The following is a 17,609-nucleotide window of genomic DNA, read 5'->3' as shown; positions in this document are numbered from 1 at the left end:
CGCATTCCAGCTGATCGGGGTGAATTCGCCGTCCTTGCTGTACTTGCCGTCCTTCATGCGCAGCAGCGGCCGGGTCAGGCGGTCCTCGCCGTACATGATCTTCGACAGGAAGTAACCCTTGATGCAGTTGAGACCCCGGTTGACCTGGGAATCCGGATCCCCCTGGGTGGCCACCACGCGGCCGTTCTGCACGCCCACCAGCACCGAACAGCCGGTACCGCAGAAGCGGCAGGCGGCCTTGTCCCAGCGCACGGCGGTGGTGTTCTCGGCGGGTGCCGCCGGCTTGGCCGCAAGGGCCGGCATGGAAATGCCCGCCGTGGCAGCGGCCGTGGCGATGGCCTGGGTCTTGATGAAATCGCGTCGGTTGATGGTCATGATTGAGCCTCCTCGCAGGGGGAATTCGTGGATTGCGTGGCTTGGGGGAGCGTTTCGGGAGAGGTCGACAGCTGGGCGTCGGTGTATTCGTAGGCCAGCGTCGCCGCCAGCACTTCGGGCACCCGATGCAGGGCGATCAGGGTGTCGGACATGGCTGCGCCCTCCGCATCCTCGACGGTGACGATGAGCTTGCCGTCATCGGACATGCCGTGGCACTCGACGCCGGGATAGGCGCACAGGGCGGCCTCTGCCTCGGCACGGGTCTCCGGCTTGATGCGCAGAACGAGACTGACGATGTTCATGGGAGCTCCGGGGCTGGGTTGAAGGCCACGCGCTGGATCGCGGTGACGGGACAAGGGGCAATACAGGCACCGCAGCCGGTGCATAGGGTGTTGTCCACCTCGGGCAGGGGCGCACCGCCGATGCGGGGGCGGAAACGGATCGCCGCGGTATCGCACAGCTCGCCACACACCCGGCAGTCAACGCCCTGGGCCGCCAGGCAGCCTTCACTGATGGCAATTCCGAAAGACCAGGCCTGGAGAGAGGTATCCCGCCCGATGGCCCCCGTGGCACAGGCACGGGCGCAGTCGCCACATAAGGTGCAGGCGGCAGCGCTGAAATCGGCTTCGGGAAAGCCCCCCTGAGCGCGTAGCAGCAGGCCGGTTGGACAGGCTTTCACACAGTCGTCACAGCGCGTGCAGCGATCGAGAAAGAGGGGCTCGGAGAGACTCCAGGGCGGACGGAAAGGCGCCGGCCCGGGCGTACGAACACCCAGAAAGCGACGGCGGGAAACATCCATGATCGGCTCAGGGTTTTATCAATGAAGGCGATCCTAGTTCTCGCCATAGGAAAAAACCTTGATCCGTGCGAAGAAACGCCCCGGCTTTCCTGAACCGGTTCAAACGATCTACAAGGAGCGGCTCCGCCGCATGTCAGCCTCTCCCGATGGCCAGCCGAATCGCTGCCAGACCAATCGAGATGACCAATTCACTGTCCGGGCCGGGCAGCAGACTGAGGAAAACGATGAATCCACCCATTGAGACGCGTCACACCTTGCGCCACACCTCGCTCCATGCCCGACTCAGCGCGCCAGGCGTGTATCGGCCCTGAGCAGATCCTCGGCGATCAAACGCATGAAGGCTTCGTACAAGGCCTCGCGGGGATAGGCGTTGCGATTCACCAGGAGCGTACCGAAGACGCCGTGCGTGCGGGCGATTGGGACTGCGACAGCCCAGTGGTCGGCATTGAGAAACCCTAGCAGAGCACTGCCGGGCAGGTATTGATCGGCGAGAATCACCTGGCTGTCGTTGTTTGCATCCCTCCGCGCCAGGGTCTTGTAGCTGCTTCGCAGCAACAGCGAAACCTGCCCGGGCGCCGGGACGGTGATCAGCGAATAGTAGGCAATGCCAGGCGGCAAGGGGTGGCTGCCCAGCCAGGCCCGGCGCGTCGCCGGCCGGATGTCCTTCATCACACCGCCGTCTACCGGAGCACAGCGGGCGCCGGGAAAATACTGCAGCATGTCGAGCTCGTCATCCCGCATCTCATCGGCCAGGGGAGAACCGCCAATGACGCCGGCCAGGCTGACCACCGCCGCCACCCGGTGATGGATCTCGGGGTGGCGGGCAAGGGACACCTGGATGTCGACTGCCCCCTTGGAATAGCCCAGCAACACCAGGTCGGGCCCTACGCCATCCCGGGGCATCGCCAGCACGGAATCCCGGATCCGGGTCGCGTTGGCTGCACTGCTGCCGAGGCCAGCGATGGGCACGGTACGCATGCCGAACCCGAATTGCCCCAGATGCCGGGGAATCGTTTCCTCCATGGCCAGCCAGTCCGCAAAGCAATCCCAGCCGACGCCGGGCACGAAGAGCAGCGTGAGCTTGCGCGGCGCCGGCCCCAGTTCAATCCTCTCGCCCGTACCCGCCGGCTCGGGCTCAAACCGGGTCAAGGCCAGATCGCAGTCCCGATGGTCCGGCAGCACATCCTTGCGCGCCTCGAGCACGGCACAGAAGATCTCCCGGAAACGCCCGCGCCGATCCTGCGCCGTAGTGTGCACGGCGGGCAGCCCCAGTTGTGGATCCGCTTCGAGGGTATGAGGCACCGGCGGCGCCGAGGCACAGCCCGCCAGCAGCGCAACCGCAAGCGCACCCAGCACGGCGTGACACAGCCTGAGGGTGCATGCAGAGTTCGGGATCACGGAGTCCATCAAAAAATGATACGGGACTTCAGCACCGCCTGAGCACGGGCCCGCAGAGCACCTGTGAGTTTGAGGGGCCTGACGCAAGGGCATGCCGGTGATGCCGCCTTCGGGGGTCGGGTTGGCTGCCTCTCCTCACACGTCGTCTGATGGTCGCCGCAGAAGTGACTGGCAGGGGCGATTTGTAGGGGCGACTTCAGTCGCCCATCCGCACGGAATACCAGGCGCCGCGCGTTGAGCGAAGTCCGCGGGCGACTGAAGTCGCCCCCACCGTCCGTCAATCCAAGGCCATGCCGCTCAGTCACATCGGTCGGGTCAGGCTCCGCCGACCCGACCCGGGGTTTGCACCCGATTCCGCGGAGGCCGCCGACGAGGCCGGGCGAATGACAAGACGGTAAGAGAGATGCGAAAATCGCCATGACCAGCGCATTCGACGACGCACCCCACGGGCACGTCAGCAGAAGCCCACCCGCCGCCGTCACCGCCCCTTTTCCATAACAACGCCACGCTGGCCGCGCTTGCGGTCAAGGCGCATCCTTCGACGACGTCAGTCGTCTTCAACCCGGACTCAAGGAAACCAAATGGCCAATGAAGAATTTTTCCATCTGCAGCATAGCGAGTCGGTCGTGGCAAGCATGTCCGCCACCGTCTTCTCAGGTTTGATCCAGACGGTTGATCTGACCGCCGACAACGAGGATGCGCTTATCGAGCGCTCGGTCTCCATTGCCATCAAGCTTGCCCAGAGGGTAGAAAAGCGCGTCAAGAGCGACGAAGAATGGGTGAAGAAAGAGGGGGGATCGTCCTTTCTTGCAGTCTAGACAGCCGAGGAGAGGAAAGGCCGGCAAGGCCCCCGCGCCTGTCCGCCGGCCCCCCGCATCAGAAGAAGTCGAAATCCTGGGCGCGGACCTGGCGCAGGCGCGCTCGTGGGCGGCAAATCCCCTGGGGAGATAGGCCGGACTCGGCATCGAACAGCTCAACTGTTCCGCCAATCCACTTTTTCAATGCCCCGGAGTGGGGGACGGATCACGGCGGAACGCACCTGCCGGGTGCGCCGTGCATGCAATCTGCCCGGTGTCGATGGTTGGGCGGAAGCGTCAGCCGATTTCGCGCTTTTGAACAATTTTTCCATTAACCGAGAGCAAACATCGATTTAGAAAATACATCCGGAAAAACGGCCGGATTGGCACATTGCATGCAATCCCTGAAGTGCTTTCACCACTTCGGAGATACCCATGAAACCCAATTCGACAAAGCTTTCCAGATGGTTTGCAGCACTCCCCCTGGCCCTCGTGATGCACGGCGGCTTGCATGCAGAAACGGTCGCCCGCTACGGCATCTCGATGGCCGACATTCCGCTCACCACCGGTCAGCCCGACCGGGGCGCCGGCGCCTACCAGTTCACCGGGCACACCCTCTACGACCCGCTGATCGCCTGGGAGGCCAACATCGGCAATCGCCCGGGCAAGCTGGTACCCGGCCTGGCCAGCGAATGGAAGGTGGATGCCAAGGACAACAAGAAGTGGGTATTCACCCTGCGCAAGGGGGTCAAGTTCCATGACGGCTCCGAGTTCAACGCCGATGCGGTGGTGTGGAACCTGGACAAGGTGCTGGCCGACAAGTCGCCCCAGTTCGACGCCAAGCAGAGCGCCCAGGTGCGCCCGCGCATTCCGTCCATCGCCGCCTATCGCAAGGTGGGTGACTACAGCGTTGAAATCACCACCAAGGAGGTGGACGCGCTCTTCCCCTACCAGCTCCCCTGGTTCCTGATCTCCAGCCCGGCCCAGTGGGAAAAGATGGGCAAGGACTGGAACAAGGTGGCGGCCAAGCCCTCCGGCACCGGCCCGTTCAAGCTCGACAAGCTGGTACCCCGCGAACGCGCGGATCTGGTCAAGAACACCGCCTACTGGGACAAGGCGCGCATGGCCAAGACCGACCGCATCGTGCTGGTGCCCATCCCCGACGCCATGACCCGCGCCAACGCGCTGCTCAACGGCCAGGTGGACATCATCGAGACACCACCGCCCGATGTGCTGCCGCAGCTCAAGGGGGCCGGCTTCAAGCTGGTGCAGAACGTCACCCCCCACGTCTGGCCGTATCACTTCTCCACCCAGCCGGGCTCGCCGTGGACCGACATCCGGGTGCGCAAGGCGGCCAACCTGGCCATCGACCGCAGTTCGGTGGTCAGCCTGATGGGCGGGCTCGCCACCCCGGCCAAGGGCCAGCTCGACCCCACCAGTCCGTGGTTCGGCAAGCCTGAATTCAAGATCGGCTACGACCTGCCCGCCGCCCGCGCCCTGATGGCCCAGGCCGGCTACGGTCCGTCCAAGCCGCTCAAGGCCAAGGTGATCATCGCCCAGGGCGGCACCGGCCAGATGCTGTCCCTGCCCATGAACGAGTTCATCCAGCAGAGCCTGGCCGAGATCGGCATCCAGGTGACGTTCGAGGTGGTCGAGCTGGAGAACCTCTACCTGCACTGGCGCAGCGGCGCCAAGGCCGACATGAACGCCGGCAAGGGCATCACCGCGATCAACCTGGGCTACGTCACGGCCGACCCCTTCTACGCCCTGACCCGCTTTGCCGACAGCCGCTACGTGGCGCCGAACGGGGTGAACTGGGGGGGCTACAACAACCCCAAGGTGGACGCCGCCCTGGACCAGATCCGCACCACCTTCGATACCAAGAAGCAGGACGGGCTGCTGTCCTTCGTGCATCAGACCATGGTGAACGACGCCCTGATGCTGTGGGTGGTGCATGACGTGAATCCCCACGCCCTGTCGCCCAAGGTCAAGGAGTTCGTCCAGGCCCAGCACTGGTTCCAGGACCTGACCACCCTCCGCATGTGATCCACCGGGCCGGGGTGCGCCCCGGCCCTTCAACGATCCCGCCCCGGATCGGAGAAAGCGCGCCATGTTTGCCTACATCCTCAAACGCCTGATCTACGCCATCCCCATCGCCCTGAGCGTGACGGTGGTGTCCTTCGTGCTCGTCTATCTGGCGCCGGGCGATCCGCTCAATGCCATCGCCCCGGCCGATGCCCCCGAAGAGGTCATCCAGGCCCTCAAGAGCGCCTACGGCCTCGACAAGCCGGTGCCGGTGCAATACGGCCTGTGGCTGGGCCGCGCCCTGCAGGGCGACCTGGGCACCTCCATCGCCTCGGGCCGCGCCGTCACCACCGAGGTGCTGAGCGCCGTCAGCAACACCCTGCTCCTGGCCGGCATGGCCGCCCTGGGGGGCGTGCTGGTCGGCTGCATCCTCGGCGCCCTGGCCGGCTACCGCCACGGCACCTGGATCGACCGGGTCGCCACTGTGATCTCGGTGATCGGCGTGAGCATCCCCCACTACTGGCTGGGCCTGGTGCTCACCATCCTGTTTTCCATCTGGCTGCCCTGGTTTCCGGCCATGGGCGCCGGCCCCGGCGGCTCGTCCGAATGGCTGTGGGATATGGAGCACCTACGCCACCTGGTGCTGCCGGCGCTGACCCTGTCGGTGATCCCCATGGGCATCATCACCCGCACCGTGCGCGCCCTGGTGGCCGACATGCTGGAGCAGGAGTTCGTCACCGCGCTACGCGCCCGCGGCCTGTCCGGCGTCGCGGTCTTCCGCCACATCGCCAAGAACACCGCCCCCACCGTGCTCGCCGTCGCCGGCCTGCAGATCGGCTACCTGATGGGCGGCTCGATCCTGGTGGAGACCGTGTTTGCCTGGCCGGGTACCGGCTTCCTGCTCAACACCGCCATCTTCCAGCGCGACATCCCCCTGCTGCAGGGAACCATCCTGGTGCTGTGCATGTTCTTCGTCGTCCTCAACCTGCTGGTGGACATCCTGCAACCGCTGATCGACCCGCGCATGGGCCGCAGCTGACCGGAGCCAAACCATGTCCGCAACCCTCGAACTCTCCCTGCCGGTGGCCGCCCCTGCTGCTGCCCCGGCCCCCAGCCGCAGCTACTGGCGGGTGGTCTGGCGCCAGCTGCGCCGCGACCCCATGGCCCTGGCCGCCGGCCTGGTCCTGCTGCTGATCATCGGCGCGGCCGTACTGGCCCCCTGGCTGGCCCCCGCCGACCCCTACAAGGCCAGCATGCTCAAACGCCTGCTGCCCATCGGCAGCCCGGGCTTCCTGCTCGGCACCGATGAACTGGGCCGCGACATGCTCTCGCGCCTGATGCACGGCGGCCGCCTGTCGCTGCTGATGGGCGTGGTGCCGGTGCTCGCCGCCTTCGGCATCGGCACCGCCATCGGCCTGCTCGCCGGCTATGTGGGCGGCCGGCTCAACATGGTCATCATGCGGGTGCTCGACGTCTTCTACGCCTTTCCGTCAGTGCTGCTGGCCGTGGCCATCTCCGGCGCCCTGGGGCCGGGCATGAGCAACAGCCTGATCGCCCTGACCCTGGTCTTCGTGCCCCAGGTGGTGCGGGTGGCCGAGAGCGTCACCACCCAGGTGCGCCAGCTCGACTACATCGAGGCGGCGCGGATGAGCGGCGCCAGCGCCTTCTCGATCATCCGTGTGCATGTGCTGGGCAACGTGCTCGGGCCGGTCTTCGTGTATGCCACGGGCCTGCTCAGCGTCAGCATGATCCTTGCCTCCGGCCTGTCCTTCCTGGGCCTGGGGGTCAAGCCGCCGGAGCCCGAGTGGGGCCTGATGCTCAACACCCTGCGCTCGGCCATCTACGTCAATCCCTGGATCGCGGCCCTGCCCGGCGCCCTGATCTTCGTCACCTCCATCGCATTCAATCTGCTTGCAGACAGCGTGCGCTCCGCCATGGACATCCGTCGATGAACTCCGCTACCCATACCCCCAGCCCGGTTCAGGACCGGGGCGGCCCGGCCCAGCCGCTGCTCGTCGTGCGCGACCTGAAAAAGCACTTTCCGGTGCGCGGCGGCCCCCTCGAACGGACGAAGAAGTTCGTCCATGCCGTCGATGGGGTCAGCTTCTCGGTGCCCAAGGGCAAGACCCTGGGCATCGTCGGCGAATCCGGCTGTGGCAAGTCCACCACCGCCCGGCTCATCGCCCGCCTGATGCAGGCCGACTCGGGCAGCATGGTGTTCGACGGCGAGGGCGTCGATGAATTCGGTGGCATCCGCCTGAAGGAATTCCGGCGCAGCCTGCAGATGGTCTTCCAGGACTCGTTTGCCTCCCTCAACCCGCGCCTGACCATCGCCGAGACCATCGCCTACGGCCCCCGGGTGCACGGCATGCCGGCCGCCGAGGCCAAACGCCAGGCCCACGATCTGCTGGCCCGCGTCGGCCTGGCGCCGGAGCAGTTCGCCAGCCGCTACCCCCACGAACTGTCGGGCGGCCAGCGCCAGCGGGTCAACATTGCCCGCGCCCTGGCCTTCGACCCGCGCCTGGTGATCCTCGACGAGGCCGTGGCGGCGCTGGACAAGTCGGTGCAGGCCCAGGTGCTCAACCTGCTGCAGGAGCTCAAGGCCGAACGCCAGCTCACCTACCTGTTCATCTCCCACGACCTGCACGTGGTGCACTACATCTCCGACTACGTAATGGTGATGTACCTGGGCCAGGTGGTGGAGACCGGCCCGGTGGAGCGCATCTACGGCCAGGCCGCCCACCCCTACACCCGGGCCCTGCTGTCCGCCGTGCCATCCATGGACCCGGACCGACGCACCGAATCGTCGCCCCTGGCCGGCGACCCACCCAACCCGATCAACCCGCCCAGTGGCTGCCGCTTCCGCGACCGCTGCCCCCACGCGCATCCGGTCTGCGAAGCCAAAACCCCGGCCCTGATCGGCATCGCCGGCGAGCCAACCCACCAGGCCGCCTGCCACCTCAATGACCCCGCCTCGGGCCACCCCGGCGCCCTTCCGGAGACGCACGCATGACCACCCCCCTGGTATCCCTGCAGGACCTGTCCGTCCAGTTCTGCGGCAATCGCAAGGCCAGCGCCCTCAACGCGGTCAACATCGAACTCGGCGCCGGCGAGGTGCTCGGCCTGCTCGGCGAATCCGGTTCGGGCAAGAGCGTCACCCTGCGCACCCTGCTGCGCCTGCACCCCGAGCGCACCACGAAGATCCAGGGAAAGATCGAGGTGGACGGCCAGGATGTGCTCGCCCTCAAGGGCCGGGCCCTGGACCTCTACCGGGGCGGCACGGTATCGATGGTGTTCCAGGAGCCGGGGCTGGCCTTCGACCCGGTCTATACCATCGGCCAGCAGATCACCGAGGCGATCCGCGCCCACGCGTCGATTGATGAGACCGCCGCCCGCGCCCAGGCCCTGCACATGCTTGAGCGGGTGCAGATCCCCCAGGCCCGGCGGCGCTTCGACGCCTACCCCCACGAGCTCTCCGGTGGCATGCGCCAGCGCGCCATGATCGCCCTGGCCCTGGCCTGCCAGCCCAAGCTGCTGCTGGCCGACGAGCCGACCACGGCGCTGGACGCCACCGTGCAGATCCAGGTGCTGCTCCTGCTGCGGGAGCTGCAGCGGGAGACCGGCATGTCGGTGATCTTCGTGACCCACGACATCGGCGCCGCGGTGGAGGTCGCCGACCGCATCGCCGTGATGTACGCAGGGCGCATCGTCGAGCAGGCGGCCGTCGGCGACATCGTGCGCACACCGCGCCACCCCTACACGGTCGGCTTGCTGGCCGCCACCGTCGGCGCCGAACACCGGGGCCAGCCCCTGCAGGCGGTGCCCGGCGCCCCCCCCGATCTGGCCGCCCTGCCCCCGGGCTGCAGCTTTGCGCCGCGCTGCACTCGCGCCAGCGAGCGCTGCCGGCGCGAGGTGCCGCCGCTGGAATCGCAGGGCGGCCACGCGGTGGCCTGCTGGCATCCGGTCCAACCCGTCGCGGAGGCTGCGTGATGAGCGTCTTTCCCTTTGAATCCGGCCGTGGCCGGGGCGGGCTGGCCGATGACGTGTGCCGCCGCATCGCCGACGAGATCGTGCTGGGCAACTTCGCCCCGGGCTCGCGCCTCGACGAGGTCAGCCTGGCCGCGCGCTTCAACGTATCGCGAACCCCCATCCGCGAAGCCCTCAAGCAGCTCGCCATCATGGGCCTGGTGGACACCCGGCCCAACCGGGGCTCGGTGGTGGCCGAGCTGACCGTCGATCAACTCGACCAGATGTTCGAGGCCATCGGCGAGCTGGAAGCCGCCTGCGCCCGCCACGCCGCCCTGCGCATGACCGAAGCCGACCGGGCACGCATGCTCGAACTCCACGCCGAAGGCCGCGCCGCCATGCAGAACGGCGACATCGACCGCTACGACGCCGCCAACCTCGAACTCCACGCCACCATCATCCGCGGCTGCTACAACCCGGTGCTGATCGAGATGGCCACCAGCCTGCGCCACCGGGTCTCGCCCTTCCGGCGCACCCAGTTCCGCAACCTGGAGCGGATGGGCGAATCCTTCGAGGAGCACTCGGTGATCGTCGAAGCCATCCTCGCCCACGACGTCATCACCACCTACCGGGAGATGCGCTCCCACCTGCTCTCCGCCCGCAGCGCCACCAACCGCGTGGCGCCGGCCTGGGGCATTCCGTCAAACAGCCAACAGAAACTGAAGGGCGAATCCGCATGAAACCCATCCTCGGCACCCGGGGCGCCGTCGTCGCCTCCCATTCCCTGGCCGCCCAGGCCGGGCTCGACATCCTGCGCGAAGGCGGCAACGCCATTGAGGCGACCATCGCCGTCGCCGCCACCCTGGCGGTGGTCTACCCCCACATGACCGGCATCGGCGGCGACGGCTTCTGGCTGCTGCATGCACCGGGTCAGCCCATGCGCTCCATCGACGCCTGCGGCGCCGCCGGCGCCGCGGTGACCCGCGACCTGTACGGCAGCGCCAGCAGCATTCCGTGGCGCGGCCCCCTGGCCGCCAACACCGTAGCCGGCACCCTCTCCGGCTGGGGCGCGGCCTATGCCTGCAGCCAGCGCGAATGGGGCGGCCGCCTGCCCTTCGCGCGCCTGCTCGAAAGCGCCATCCACTACGCCCGCGAGGGCTTTCCAGTCACCCACAGCCAGGAGGCCAACACCCGCGCCAAGCTGGTCGAACTGCAGGGCCAGCCGGGCTTCGCCCAGGCCTTCCTGAACAACGGGCAGGTGCCGCTGTATGGCCAGCGCCACCGCTTTCCAGCCCTGGCCGCCACCCTGGAACAGCTGGCCCGGGCCGGCGCCGACGACTTCTACCGGGGCGAGCTGGCCCAGCAGATCGGCGCCGACCTGGCCGCCGTGGGCAGCCCGGTGAGCACCGCCGACCTGGCCCGCCATCAAGCCGAGCTGAAGGCACCCCTCGAAGTCCGGCTGTCCTGCGGCACCGTGTACAACATGGCCCCGCCCACCCAGGGCCTGGCCTCGCTGCTCATCCTCGGCATCTACGACCGCATCCGCCAGGCCGGCTGGAACCCCGACACCGTGGAAGGCATCCACGCCCTGGTCGAGGCCACCAAGCAGGCCTTCATGGTGCGTGACAGGCACGTCACAGATCCGGCCGCCATGGGCATCGACCCCACCCGCCTGCTTGACGACGCGCATCTGGCCGCCCTGGCCGCCACCGTGCCCCTCGATCAGGCCAGCCCGTGGCCGGCCCCCAACTCGGACGGCGACACCACCTGGATGGGCGTGGTGGATGGCGAAGGCCGTGCGGTGAGCATGATCCAGAGCATCTACTTCGAGTTCGGCAGCGGCGTGGTACTGCCCGAGACCGGCATCTGGTGGCAGAACCGGGGCTGCAGCTTCGACCTGCGCCCCGGCCGGCTGCGCAGCCTGGAACCCGGCCGCAAGCCCTTCCACACCCTCAACCCGGCCATGGCCCGGCTCGACGACGGGCGCCTGCTGGTGTACGGCACCATGGGCGGCGAGGGGCAGCCGCAAACCCAGGCCGCCGTGTTCTCGCGCTATGTGTGGGGCGGCCACAACGTGCGCTCGGCGGTGGCCGCGCCGCGCTGGCTGCTGGGCCGCACCTGGGCCGAGCAGAGCACCACCCTCAAGCTGGAGTCGCGCTACGCGCCGGAAGTGCTGGAACGGCTGCGCGCGTTGGGGCACCCGGTGGAGGTGGTGGGCGACTACGACGAGCGCATGGGCCACGCCGGCGCCCTGGTGCGGCACCCCGAAGGCTGGATCGAGGGCGGCGAAGACCCGCGCAGCGACGGCTGCGTGGCCGCCTGGTAAGCCGCCGCCATCAGAAAGGGTCACTCACCATGAAATTCAAGTTCGACTGGTTTCTCAAGGGCATGCTGGTCGCCGTCGCCCTGGCCTTCCTCTGGCCGGCTCCCGGGGCCAAAGGCGGCTTCCTGCAGCCGGAGCTGCTCAACAAGGCCGGCATTGCGCTGGTCTTCTTCCTCACCGGCCTGGGCCTGCCCCTGGCCGCCCTCAAGGATGGCGCACTGCGCTGGAAGGTACATCTGCTGATCCAGACCTGTACCTTCCTGATCTGCCCGGCACTGGGCTGGCTGCTGCTCAAAGCCAGCGGCGGCTGGATGTCGGCCGACCTGCAGATCGGCTTCTTCTACCTCTGCGCCCTGCCTTCCACGGTGTCGTCGTCGGTGGCCCTGACCGTGGCAGCCCGGGGCAACGTACCTGTGGCGGTGTTCAATGCCACCCTGTCGAGCCTGCTCGGGGTGGTGCTGACGCCCTTCTGGATGGCCTGGCTGCTGGGCGGCAGCGGCAGCAGCTTTGCCGTGGGGCCGGTCATCATCGACCTGCTGATCTGGTTGGTCCTGCCGCTGGTGCTGGGGCAGCTCTCCCGCCCGCTGCTCGGCGCCTGGGCCGGCCGCCACAAGGCCCGCCTCCAGATCGTGGACCGGCTGACCATCCTGACCCTGGTCTACACCTCCTTCGCCGATACGGTGCAACAGGGCGTGTGGTCCCGTCACGGCCCGCTGGTCCTGGTCGAAACCGTCATCGGCAGCGCCCTGCTCTTCGCCATCCTGCTGGCCCTCACCCGGCTGCTGGCGCGCTGGCTGGGGCTGGACACCGCAGACCGGATCGCCGCGGTGTTCTGCGGCTCCAAGAAGACCCTGGCCTCGGGCGTGCCCATGGCGCACCTGATCTTTGGCGCCAACCCGGCGCTGGGGCTGATCCTGATGCCGATCATGATCTACCACCCGCTGCAGCTGGCCGTAGGCGGCGTGCTGGCCCAGCGCTGGGGAGCCCGCAGCGACTAGGCCCGGGCGGGCCCTCAGGCCTTGGGCAGCCGCCCCATCAGGAAGAACTCGTCGTTCGGCCGCATGCCGGTGAGGTTGGCCAGGCGGTTGCTCATGGCGAAGAAGGCGGTGATGGCGCCGATGTCCCACACCGCCTCGTCGTCGAAGCCGTGGGCCTTCACGGCGGCGATGTCTTCGTCACCGACAGCGCCCGAATCCAGGGCGAGCTTCATGGCAAAGTCGAGCATGGCGCGCTGGCGCGGGGTGATCTCGGCCTTGCGGTAGTTGGTGGCCAGCTGGTCGGCGACGCGGGGGTTCTTGGCGCGGATGCGCAGGATGGCGCCGTGGGCCACCACGCAATACAGGCAGTTGTTGGCGCCGGAGGTGGCCACCACGATCATCTCGCGCTCGGCCTTGGTGAGGCCTTCGTCCTTCTCCATGAGGGCATCGTGGTAGGCGAAGAAGGCGCGGAACTCGGCCGGCCGGTGGGCCAGGGTAAGGAAGACGTTGGGCACAAAGCCGGCCTTCTCCTGCACGGCGAGGATCTTGTCGCGGATGTCGGCGGGCAGGTTGGCGAGCTCGGGAACGGGGTAGCGGCTGACGGAAAGGGTGCTCATGGCTGTCTCCAGGTGTTGTTGTGCAGCCAGTGTAGCGGCGCAACAGCATGCCCCGGCGGCCCACGCCGCAGATCGGCAGGATGTGCAACCGGGTTGGCGGAAAGCGCACTCCGACGGAGTGGCCGGAGACGGCTTAGAGGTCGGCGAGGGGCTTGTCGGCGCTACGCTCGTCGCGGACGACCAGCTGGGCGATGACGTCGGCCAGGCTGGCGTGGAGCTGCTGCAAGGTGTCGTCGGTCAGGCCTTGCAGGGCCTGGGGCAGCACGCCCTCCACCGGCCCGGGCGCGGCAGCAAGCACGGCCGCGGCTTTGTCGGTGAGCAGCAGGCCCACCCGGCGCTGGTCATCCTGGCGCCGCTGCTTGCTCACCAGGCCACGGGTTTCGAGCTTGTCCACCAGCTGACTGCAGGTGGACTGGTGGATGGACAGACGCTCGGCCAGGGCCGACACCCCCACACCCGGGGTGTGGGCGATCTCGTGGAGCAGCCACAATTGCGACCCCGACACGCCACAGCTGTTTTCGACTTCACGAAAATGCTGCTTGACCGAGCCGTAGATCAGGCGAAACTGCTTGAGCACGGCAAAGGCGAGGGTATCGGTGGGTGCTCCGTCTGTAACGGTGGCGGAAGAAGTAGCGTTCATGGGTGGAATTATATTGATACCCATCTATTCCCGAAAGCCGGCCGCATTGCGGTACATGAACTTGCACACACCTCCCCACCCCCTGGAGACGCCCTCAGCCCAATGCCCTTGACCCCCATCCTGCTGCCAGCCCTTGCCGTACTCGCCGTCTTCGGGCTCAACCTGCTGATCCGCAAAGGCCTGGCTGCGCCGCGGGTGGTGGAGACGGCGGAGCCCGAAGGCCTGCCCTGGGAGGCCGTGTGCATTCCGGGCGCCGGGGGCAAGTCCCTCTTCGGCTGGTTCATCCCCGCAGGCCCCCGGGCCCCGGCCGTAGCGGTGCTCCATGGCTGGGGCGGAAACGCCCAGATGATGCTGCCCCTGGCCCGCCCCCTGCACGATGCCGGCTTCGCGCTGCTGTTCTTCGACGCGCGCTGCCACGGGCGCAGTGACGGCGACAGCTTCGCCTCCCTGCCGCGTTTTGCCGAAGACCTCACCTGCGCGGTGAACTGGCTGCAGGCCCGCCCTGAAGTGGATGCCCGCCGGGTCGGCGTCATCGGCCATTCGGTTGGCGCCGGCGCGGCGCTGCTGATGGCCTCCCGAAACCCGTCCGTGGCGGGCGTAGTGAGCCTGGCCGCCTTCGCCCACCCCGCCACCATGATGCGGCGCTGGCTGCGGTCGATGCACATCCCTCACTTTCCCCTGGGCGCCTACATCCTCTGGTACGTACAGCGCACCATCGGCCGACGCTTCGACGACATCGCCCCCTGCCACACCATCGGCCTGATCCACTGCCCGGTGCTGCTGGTCCACGGCACCGACGATCAGGTGGTTCCGGCCGACGACGCGCGAGCCATCCATGCCGGTCGGCAGAGCGAGCGGGTAAGCCTGCTGCTCCTGCCAGGCGGCCACGATGACTGCAGCGAACTCGACAGTGTCATGTCCGAGGTGATCGAATTTCTGAACCGAGCGCTTGCGCCCATGTCCCTACACCCGGATGTTCAGCCTTTGGCTGCATATCCGGATGTCACTCACGCTCCCGGAGAGGGAGCTCACGCCCAATGAACAATGAGGATCAACCCATGAGTCAGGAGACACTGTGGAGCACCCGCTACCGGGATGCCGGCGAGGACTACCTGTTCGGCACCGAGCCGAACCGATTTCTCGCCCACCGGGCGACCCTGCTGGAAAGTGGCCGCACCGCCCTGTCGGTCGCCGACGGGGAAGGCCGCAACTCGGTGTGGCTGGCCGAGCAGGGGCTGGACGTGACCGCCATCGAGATCTCCGCCGTCGCCGTCGAGAAGGCCCGGCGCCTGGCCGCGGGGCGCAAGATGGACGTGCGCTTCATGCAGGTGGACATGCTCGCCCCGGGCTGGCCGCCCGCCGAACTCCACGACAGCTTCGACTGGGTGGTGGGCATCTTCATCCAGTTTGTCGGGCCGGAATGGCGTGAGCGCCAGTTCGAGGTGATGAAGCAGCTCACCCGGCCGGGCGGCCGCATCCTGCTCCAGGGTTACACCCCGAAACAGCACGAATACCGCACCGGCGGCCCCTCAGCCATCGAAAACCTGTACACCCCGGAGACCCTGCAGGAAGCCTTCGCCGACTGGGTGATCGAAGAGCTCGTCGAGTACGAGGAAGACATCGCCGAAGGCAGCGGCCACCGCGGCCGCTCCGCCCTGATCGGCATGGTGGCGCGCAAACCGGACTGACGCCAGACTCACCCTTGAGCGCAAGCGACTCGACCCCCTTGTGGGGTCGAGTTCATCCTGATTTCCTCCGTTTTACGCATCGTCTGACGGTCGATGCAGTCTCTCCACAGAGTCGACTCATAGGGACGACGTGTAGGGACGACGTTTAGGGGCGACTTGTAGGGGCGACTTGTAGGGGCGACTTCAGTCGCCCACCCCGCGTCGATTACAGGCATGCCTTTAACGAAGTCCGCGGGCGACTGAAGTCGCCCCCACAATCCCTCCAGCCGCCCTCAGCGCCTTCCATAGCCCCTTCAGCTTCATCCAGCAGGTGATCCGGCCGAGGGACGAGTCCGCGGTCGAACGAATTCGACCCCACAGTCCCTACCCTCCTCCATGAAGACGGCGCGGGAAAAAACAGGCACATTCACCGCACGCAATACGGAGGATCACTTGCCGCTGCGGAGAATCGGGCGTTTAATCTCCGCATGAACAGCGGAGAAAACCTCTACATCTGGCAGGACGACGACTGGCCCGATTGGCGCTACGACATCACGGCACTGATGGACCTGTTGTCCAAGGTCAGTCGTGCTCAGGGCATGCTTCTGGGCCGTCTGGCCGACGTGGGCCTGAAGCTGCGCGACCAGGCCAGCCTGGCGGCCCTGACCGAGGATGTGCTCAGGACCAGCGAAATTGAGGGTGAAGTCCTCAATGTGCACTCGGTACGCTCCTCCATCGCCCGTCGCCTGGGGGTGGACATCGGGGCCGTCGCCCCCGTGGATCGACATGTGGAAGGCATCGTGGACATGGTACTGGACGCCACATCCCACGCCACCTCGCCCCTCACCCCCGAGCGGCTGTGCGGCTGGCACGCGGCCTTGTTCCCGACCGGCTACTCCGGCATGACCCGGATCGCGACAGGCCAGTGGCGCATCGATGCCGATGGCCCCATGCAGGTCGTCTCCGGGCATGGAAGCCGTCGCAAGGTGCACTTTCAAGCCCCACCCGCCGACAGCCTTCCCACCGAGATCGAGCGCTTCCTGGCCTGGGCCAATGCCGAAACCGGTGAACCCACACTCATCAAGGCAGGGCTGGCGCACCTCTGGTTCGTCACCCTGCACCCCTTTGACGACGGTAACGGACGCATCGCCCGTGCCGTGGGCGACCTTTTCCTGACCCGTGCCGATGGCAGCGCCCAGCGCTTCTACAGCCTGTCCGCGCAGATCCAGCGGGACCGCAAGGACTATTACGAAATCCTAGAGTGGACCCAGAAAGGCACCCTGGATGTGACCGGCTGGCTGACGTGGTTCCTGACCACACTGGGCCAAGCCATCGCCAGCGCCCAGACCACCCTGGACTCCGTACTGCAGAAAGCCCGCTTCTGGCAACGCTGGGCAGAGGTGCCCATGAACGAGCGTCAGATCAAACTGCTCAACCGGCTGCTCGACGGATTCGACGGCAAGCTCACCAGCAGCAAATGGGCAAGCATCGCCAAATGCTCACCCGACACGGCACTGCGGGATATCACGCAGTTGCTGGAGTTGGGGGTGCTGAGGAAGGCTGCGGGGGGTGGGCGAAGTACGGGGTATGAGTTGGTGGGGTGATTTAGCTGCGCAAGTAGTAGCCCTTTGGACGACGGATGACGAAGCAGTGGTCACATGAGCACGACAGCGCCCCGCACAACCGGGCAGACGATCTTTCCATTGGATTCCTGATGCAATGAAACCAACCAGTTTCTCTAAATCTATTTCTCGAAACACGTGCACTGCGCAGCCAAAGAGCCCTGCGCCAATAGACCAGCCAGCGACTGATGGGCGTTCAAGGCCAGCGCAAGGGAAGCGCACCACTCGGAGTTAAGAAAAGGGGGCTGCCGACCTTCTATAGTGGAAGAGAAGCCAGACTGAAGTCGCCCCCACAATCCCTCCAGCCGCCCTCAGCGCCTTCCATAGCCCCTTCAGCTTCATCCAGCAGGTGATCCGGCCGAGGGACGAGTCCGCGGTCGAACGAATTCGACCCCACAGTCCC

The 17,609-nt window shown here is 66.9% G+C and carries 19 protein-coding genes; 13 read left to right on the top strand and 6 right to left on the bottom strand.

The genetic code is table 11. The features are described from left to right. The 3 genes from ACIQ09_RS17815 to napF all read right to left on the bottom strand — a co-directional run. Window positions 1-375: twin-arginine translocation signal domain-containing protein (locus ACIQ09_RS17815; protein WP_398313007.1), on the bottom strand; the 375-nt coding region annotated here is incomplete at its 3' end. Further along, window positions 372-677: a chaperone NapD gene (locus tag ACIQ09_RS17810; RefSeq protein ID WP_296408297.1), complete on the bottom strand. Its 306-nt coding sequence runs from the start codon at window positions 675-677 to the stop codon at window positions 372-374. The genes ACIQ09_RS17810 and ACIQ09_RS17815, both read right to left, overlap by 4 nt. After that, window positions 674-1,174: a ferredoxin-type protein NapF gene (gene napF / locus ACIQ09_RS17805; protein WP_398313005.1), complete on the bottom strand. Its 501-nt coding sequence runs from the start codon at window positions 1,172-1,174 to the stop codon at window positions 674-676. Before napF ends, ACIQ09_RS17810 begins: the two co-directional genes overlap by 4 nt. 58 nt (window positions 1,175-1,232) lie before the next feature. Here napF and ACIQ09_RS17800 point away from each other — a divergent pair, with 58 nt between their 5' ends. Beyond that, window positions 1,233-1,415 carry a hypothetical protein gene (locus ACIQ09_RS17800; RefSeq protein ID WP_398313003.1) on the top strand — a complete coding sequence of 61 codons (183 nt, stop codon included), beginning with the start codon at window positions 1,233-1,235 and terminating at the stop codon, window positions 1,413-1,415. A 41-nt stretch (window positions 1,416-1,456) separates the two neighbouring features. Here the strand turns inward: ACIQ09_RS17800 and ACIQ09_RS17795 are convergent, their stop codons facing one another. After that, on the bottom strand, window positions 1,457-2,581 hold the full coding sequence (locus tag ACIQ09_RS17795; RefSeq protein WP_398313001.1) for a hypothetical protein: 1,125 nt from the start codon (window positions 2,579-2,581) through the stop codon (window positions 1,457-1,459). A 572-nt stretch (window positions 2,582-3,153) separates the two neighbouring features. On the opposite strand from ACIQ09_RS17795, the gene ACIQ09_RS17790 reads away from it, so the two are divergent. From ACIQ09_RS17790 to ACIQ09_RS17750, 9 genes are all read left to right on the top strand, one after another. Beyond that, window positions 3,154-3,390 (top strand): hypothetical protein, encoded by a 237-nt coding sequence (locus ACIQ09_RS17790; protein WP_398312999.1) that lies wholly within the window; start codon window positions 3,154-3,156, stop codon window positions 3,388-3,390. A 414-nt stretch (window positions 3,391-3,804) separates the two neighbouring features. Continuing rightward, window positions 3,805-5,415 (top strand): ABC transporter substrate-binding protein, encoded by a 1,611-nt coding sequence (locus ACIQ09_RS17785; RefSeq protein WP_398312997.1) that lies wholly within the window; start codon window positions 3,805-3,807, stop codon window positions 5,413-5,415. 64 nt (window positions 5,416-5,479) lie between these two features. Further along, entirely contained in the window at window positions 5,480-6,433 is a 954-nt protein-coding gene (locus ACIQ09_RS17780) for an ABC transporter permease (RefSeq protein ID WP_398312995.1), read from the top strand. A 13-nt stretch (window positions 6,434-6,446) separates the two neighbouring features. Further along, a complete protein-coding gene (locus tag ACIQ09_RS17775; protein ID WP_398312993.1) occupies window positions 6,447-7,346 on the top strand; it encodes an ABC transporter permease in 900 nt (299 codons plus the stop codon). Continuing rightward, the gene (locus tag ACIQ09_RS17770; protein WP_398312991.1) at window positions 7,343-8,407 is read left to right on the top strand and encodes an ABC transporter ATP-binding protein; all 1,065 of its coding nucleotides are present in this window, start codon (window positions 7,343-7,345) and stop codon (window positions 8,405-8,407) included. The genes ACIQ09_RS17775 and ACIQ09_RS17770 overlap by 4 nt, the downstream gene beginning before the upstream one ends. Beyond that, window positions 8,404-9,384, top strand: a complete 981-nt coding sequence (locus ACIQ09_RS17765; RefSeq protein ID WP_398312988.1) for an ABC transporter ATP-binding protein — start codon at window positions 8,404-8,406, stop codon at window positions 9,382-9,384. The genes ACIQ09_RS17770 and ACIQ09_RS17765 overlap by 4 nt, the downstream gene beginning before the upstream one ends. Further along, window positions 9,384-10,100 (top strand): GntR family transcriptional regulator, encoded by a 717-nt coding sequence (locus tag ACIQ09_RS17760; RefSeq protein WP_398312985.1) that lies wholly within the window; start codon window positions 9,384-9,386, stop codon window positions 10,098-10,100. The genes ACIQ09_RS17765 and ACIQ09_RS17760 overlap by 1 nt, the downstream gene beginning before the upstream one ends. Further along, window positions 10,097-11,686: a gamma-glutamyltransferase family protein gene (locus tag ACIQ09_RS17755; protein ID WP_398312982.1), complete on the top strand. Its 1,590-nt coding sequence runs from the start codon at window positions 10,097-10,099 to the stop codon at window positions 11,684-11,686. The genes ACIQ09_RS17760 and ACIQ09_RS17755 overlap by 4 nt, the downstream gene beginning before the upstream one ends. A 29-nt stretch (window positions 11,687-11,715) precedes the next feature. Continuing rightward, the gene (locus ACIQ09_RS17750; RefSeq protein ID WP_398312979.1) at window positions 11,716-12,681 is read left to right on the top strand and encodes a bile acid:sodium symporter family protein; all 966 of its coding nucleotides are present in this window, start codon (window positions 11,716-11,718) and stop codon (window positions 12,679-12,681) included. A gap of 14 nt (window positions 12,682-12,695) precedes the next feature. Here the strand turns inward: ACIQ09_RS17750 and ACIQ09_RS17745 are convergent, their stop codons facing one another. After that, on the bottom strand, window positions 12,696-13,277 hold the full coding sequence (locus ACIQ09_RS17745) for a peroxidase-related enzyme (protein WP_398312976.1): 582 nt from the start codon (window positions 13,275-13,277) through the stop codon (window positions 12,696-12,698). A gap of 133 nt (window positions 13,278-13,410) precedes the next feature. Beyond that, entirely contained in the window at window positions 13,411-13,917 is a 507-nt protein-coding gene (locus ACIQ09_RS17740; protein ID WP_398312973.1) for a MarR family winged helix-turn-helix transcriptional regulator, read from the bottom strand. A gap of 102 nt (window positions 13,918-14,019) precedes the next feature. Here ACIQ09_RS17740 and ACIQ09_RS17735 point away from each other — a divergent pair, with 102 nt between their 5' ends. The 3 genes from ACIQ09_RS17735 to ACIQ09_RS17725 all read left to right on the top strand — a co-directional run bounded on the left by ACIQ09_RS17735 (window position 14,020) and on the right by ACIQ09_RS17725 (window position 17,188). Continuing rightward, entirely contained in the window at window positions 14,020-14,958 is a 939-nt protein-coding gene (locus ACIQ09_RS17735) for an alpha/beta hydrolase (RefSeq protein ID WP_398312970.1), read from the top strand. A gap of 17 nt (window positions 14,959-14,975) precedes the next feature. After that, a complete protein-coding gene (locus tag ACIQ09_RS17730) occupies window positions 14,976-15,605 on the top strand; it encodes an SAM-dependent methyltransferase (protein WP_398312967.1) in 630 nt (209 codons plus the stop codon). Window positions 15,606-16,072: 467 nt separating this feature from the next. Further along, the gene (locus tag ACIQ09_RS17725) at window positions 16,073-17,188 is read left to right on the top strand and encodes a Fic family protein (RefSeq protein ID WP_398312964.1); all 1,116 of its coding nucleotides are present in this window, start codon (window positions 16,073-16,075) and stop codon (window positions 17,186-17,188) included. Window positions 17,189-17,609: the final 421 nt, after the last annotated feature.

Source organism: Zoogloea sp. (assembly GCF_044344315.1).
Classification (GTDB): domain Bacteria; phylum Pseudomonadota; class Gammaproteobacteria; order Burkholderiales; family Rhodocyclaceae; genus Zoogloea.
Note: the sequence above shows the minus strand (reverse complement) of the source record. Positions and strands in the feature narration are given on the sequence as shown.

Excerpts from the sequence above, each read along its gene's own strand:
- ACIQ09_RS17760 (WP_398312985.1), top strand. The coding sequence starts at position 9,384 with ATGAGCGTCTTTCCCTTTGAATCCGGCCGTGGCCGGGGCGGGCTGGCC.
- ACIQ09_RS17730 (WP_398312967.1), top strand. The coding sequence starts at position 14,976 with ATGAGTCAGGAGACACTGTGGAGCACCCGCTACCGGGATGCCGGCGAG.
- ACIQ09_RS17775 (WP_398312993.1), top strand. The coding sequence starts at position 6,447 with ATGTCCGCAACCCTCGAACTCTCCCTGCCGGTGGCCGCCCCTGCTGCT.
- ACIQ09_RS17745 (WP_398312976.1), bottom strand. The coding sequence starts at position 13,277 with ATGAGCACCCTTTCCGTCAGCCGCTACCCCGTTCCCGAGCTCGCCAAC.
- ACIQ09_RS17790 (WP_398312999.1), top strand. The coding sequence starts at position 3,154 with ATGGCCAATGAAGAATTTTTCCATCTGCAGCATAGCGAGTCGGTCGTG.
- ACIQ09_RS17785 (WP_398312997.1), top strand. The coding sequence starts at position 3,805 with ATGAAACCCAATTCGACAAAGCTTTCCAGATGGTTTGCAGCACTCCCC.
- ACIQ09_RS17795 (WP_398313001.1), bottom strand. The coding sequence starts at position 2,581 with ATGGACTCCGTGATCCCGAACTCTGCATGCACCCTCAGGCTGTGTCAC.
- ACIQ09_RS17725 (WP_398312964.1), top strand. The coding sequence starts at position 16,073 with ATGAACAGCGGAGAAAACCTCTACATCTGGCAGGACGACGACTGGCCC.
- ACIQ09_RS17755 (WP_398312982.1), top strand. The coding sequence starts at position 10,097 with ATGAAACCCATCCTCGGCACCCGGGGCGCCGTCGTCGCCTCCCATTCC.
- ACIQ09_RS17750 (WP_398312979.1), top strand. The coding sequence starts at position 11,716 with ATGAAATTCAAGTTCGACTGGTTTCTCAAGGGCATGCTGGTCGCCGTC.
- ACIQ09_RS17770 (WP_398312991.1), top strand. The coding sequence starts at position 7,343 with ATGAACTCCGCTACCCATACCCCCAGCCCGGTTCAGGACCGGGGCGGC.
- napF (WP_398313005.1), bottom strand. The coding sequence starts at position 1,174 with ATGGATGTTTCCCGCCGTCGCTTTCTGGGTGTTCGTACGCCCGGGCCG.
- ACIQ09_RS17765 (WP_398312988.1), top strand. The coding sequence starts at position 8,404 with ATGACCACCCCCCTGGTATCCCTGCAGGACCTGTCCGTCCAGTTCTGC.
- ACIQ09_RS17740 (WP_398312973.1), bottom strand. The coding sequence starts at position 13,917 with ATGAACGCTACTTCTTCCGCCACCGTTACAGACGGAGCACCCACCGAT.
- ACIQ09_RS17780 (WP_398312995.1), top strand. The coding sequence starts at position 5,480 with ATGTTTGCCTACATCCTCAAACGCCTGATCTACGCCATCCCCATCGCC.
- ACIQ09_RS17810 (WP_296408297.1), bottom strand. The coding sequence starts at position 677 with ATGAACATCGTCAGTCTCGTTCTGCGCATCAAGCCGGAGACCCGTGCC.
- ACIQ09_RS17735 (WP_398312970.1), top strand. The coding sequence starts at position 14,020 with ATGCCCTTGACCCCCATCCTGCTGCCAGCCCTTGCCGTACTCGCCGTC.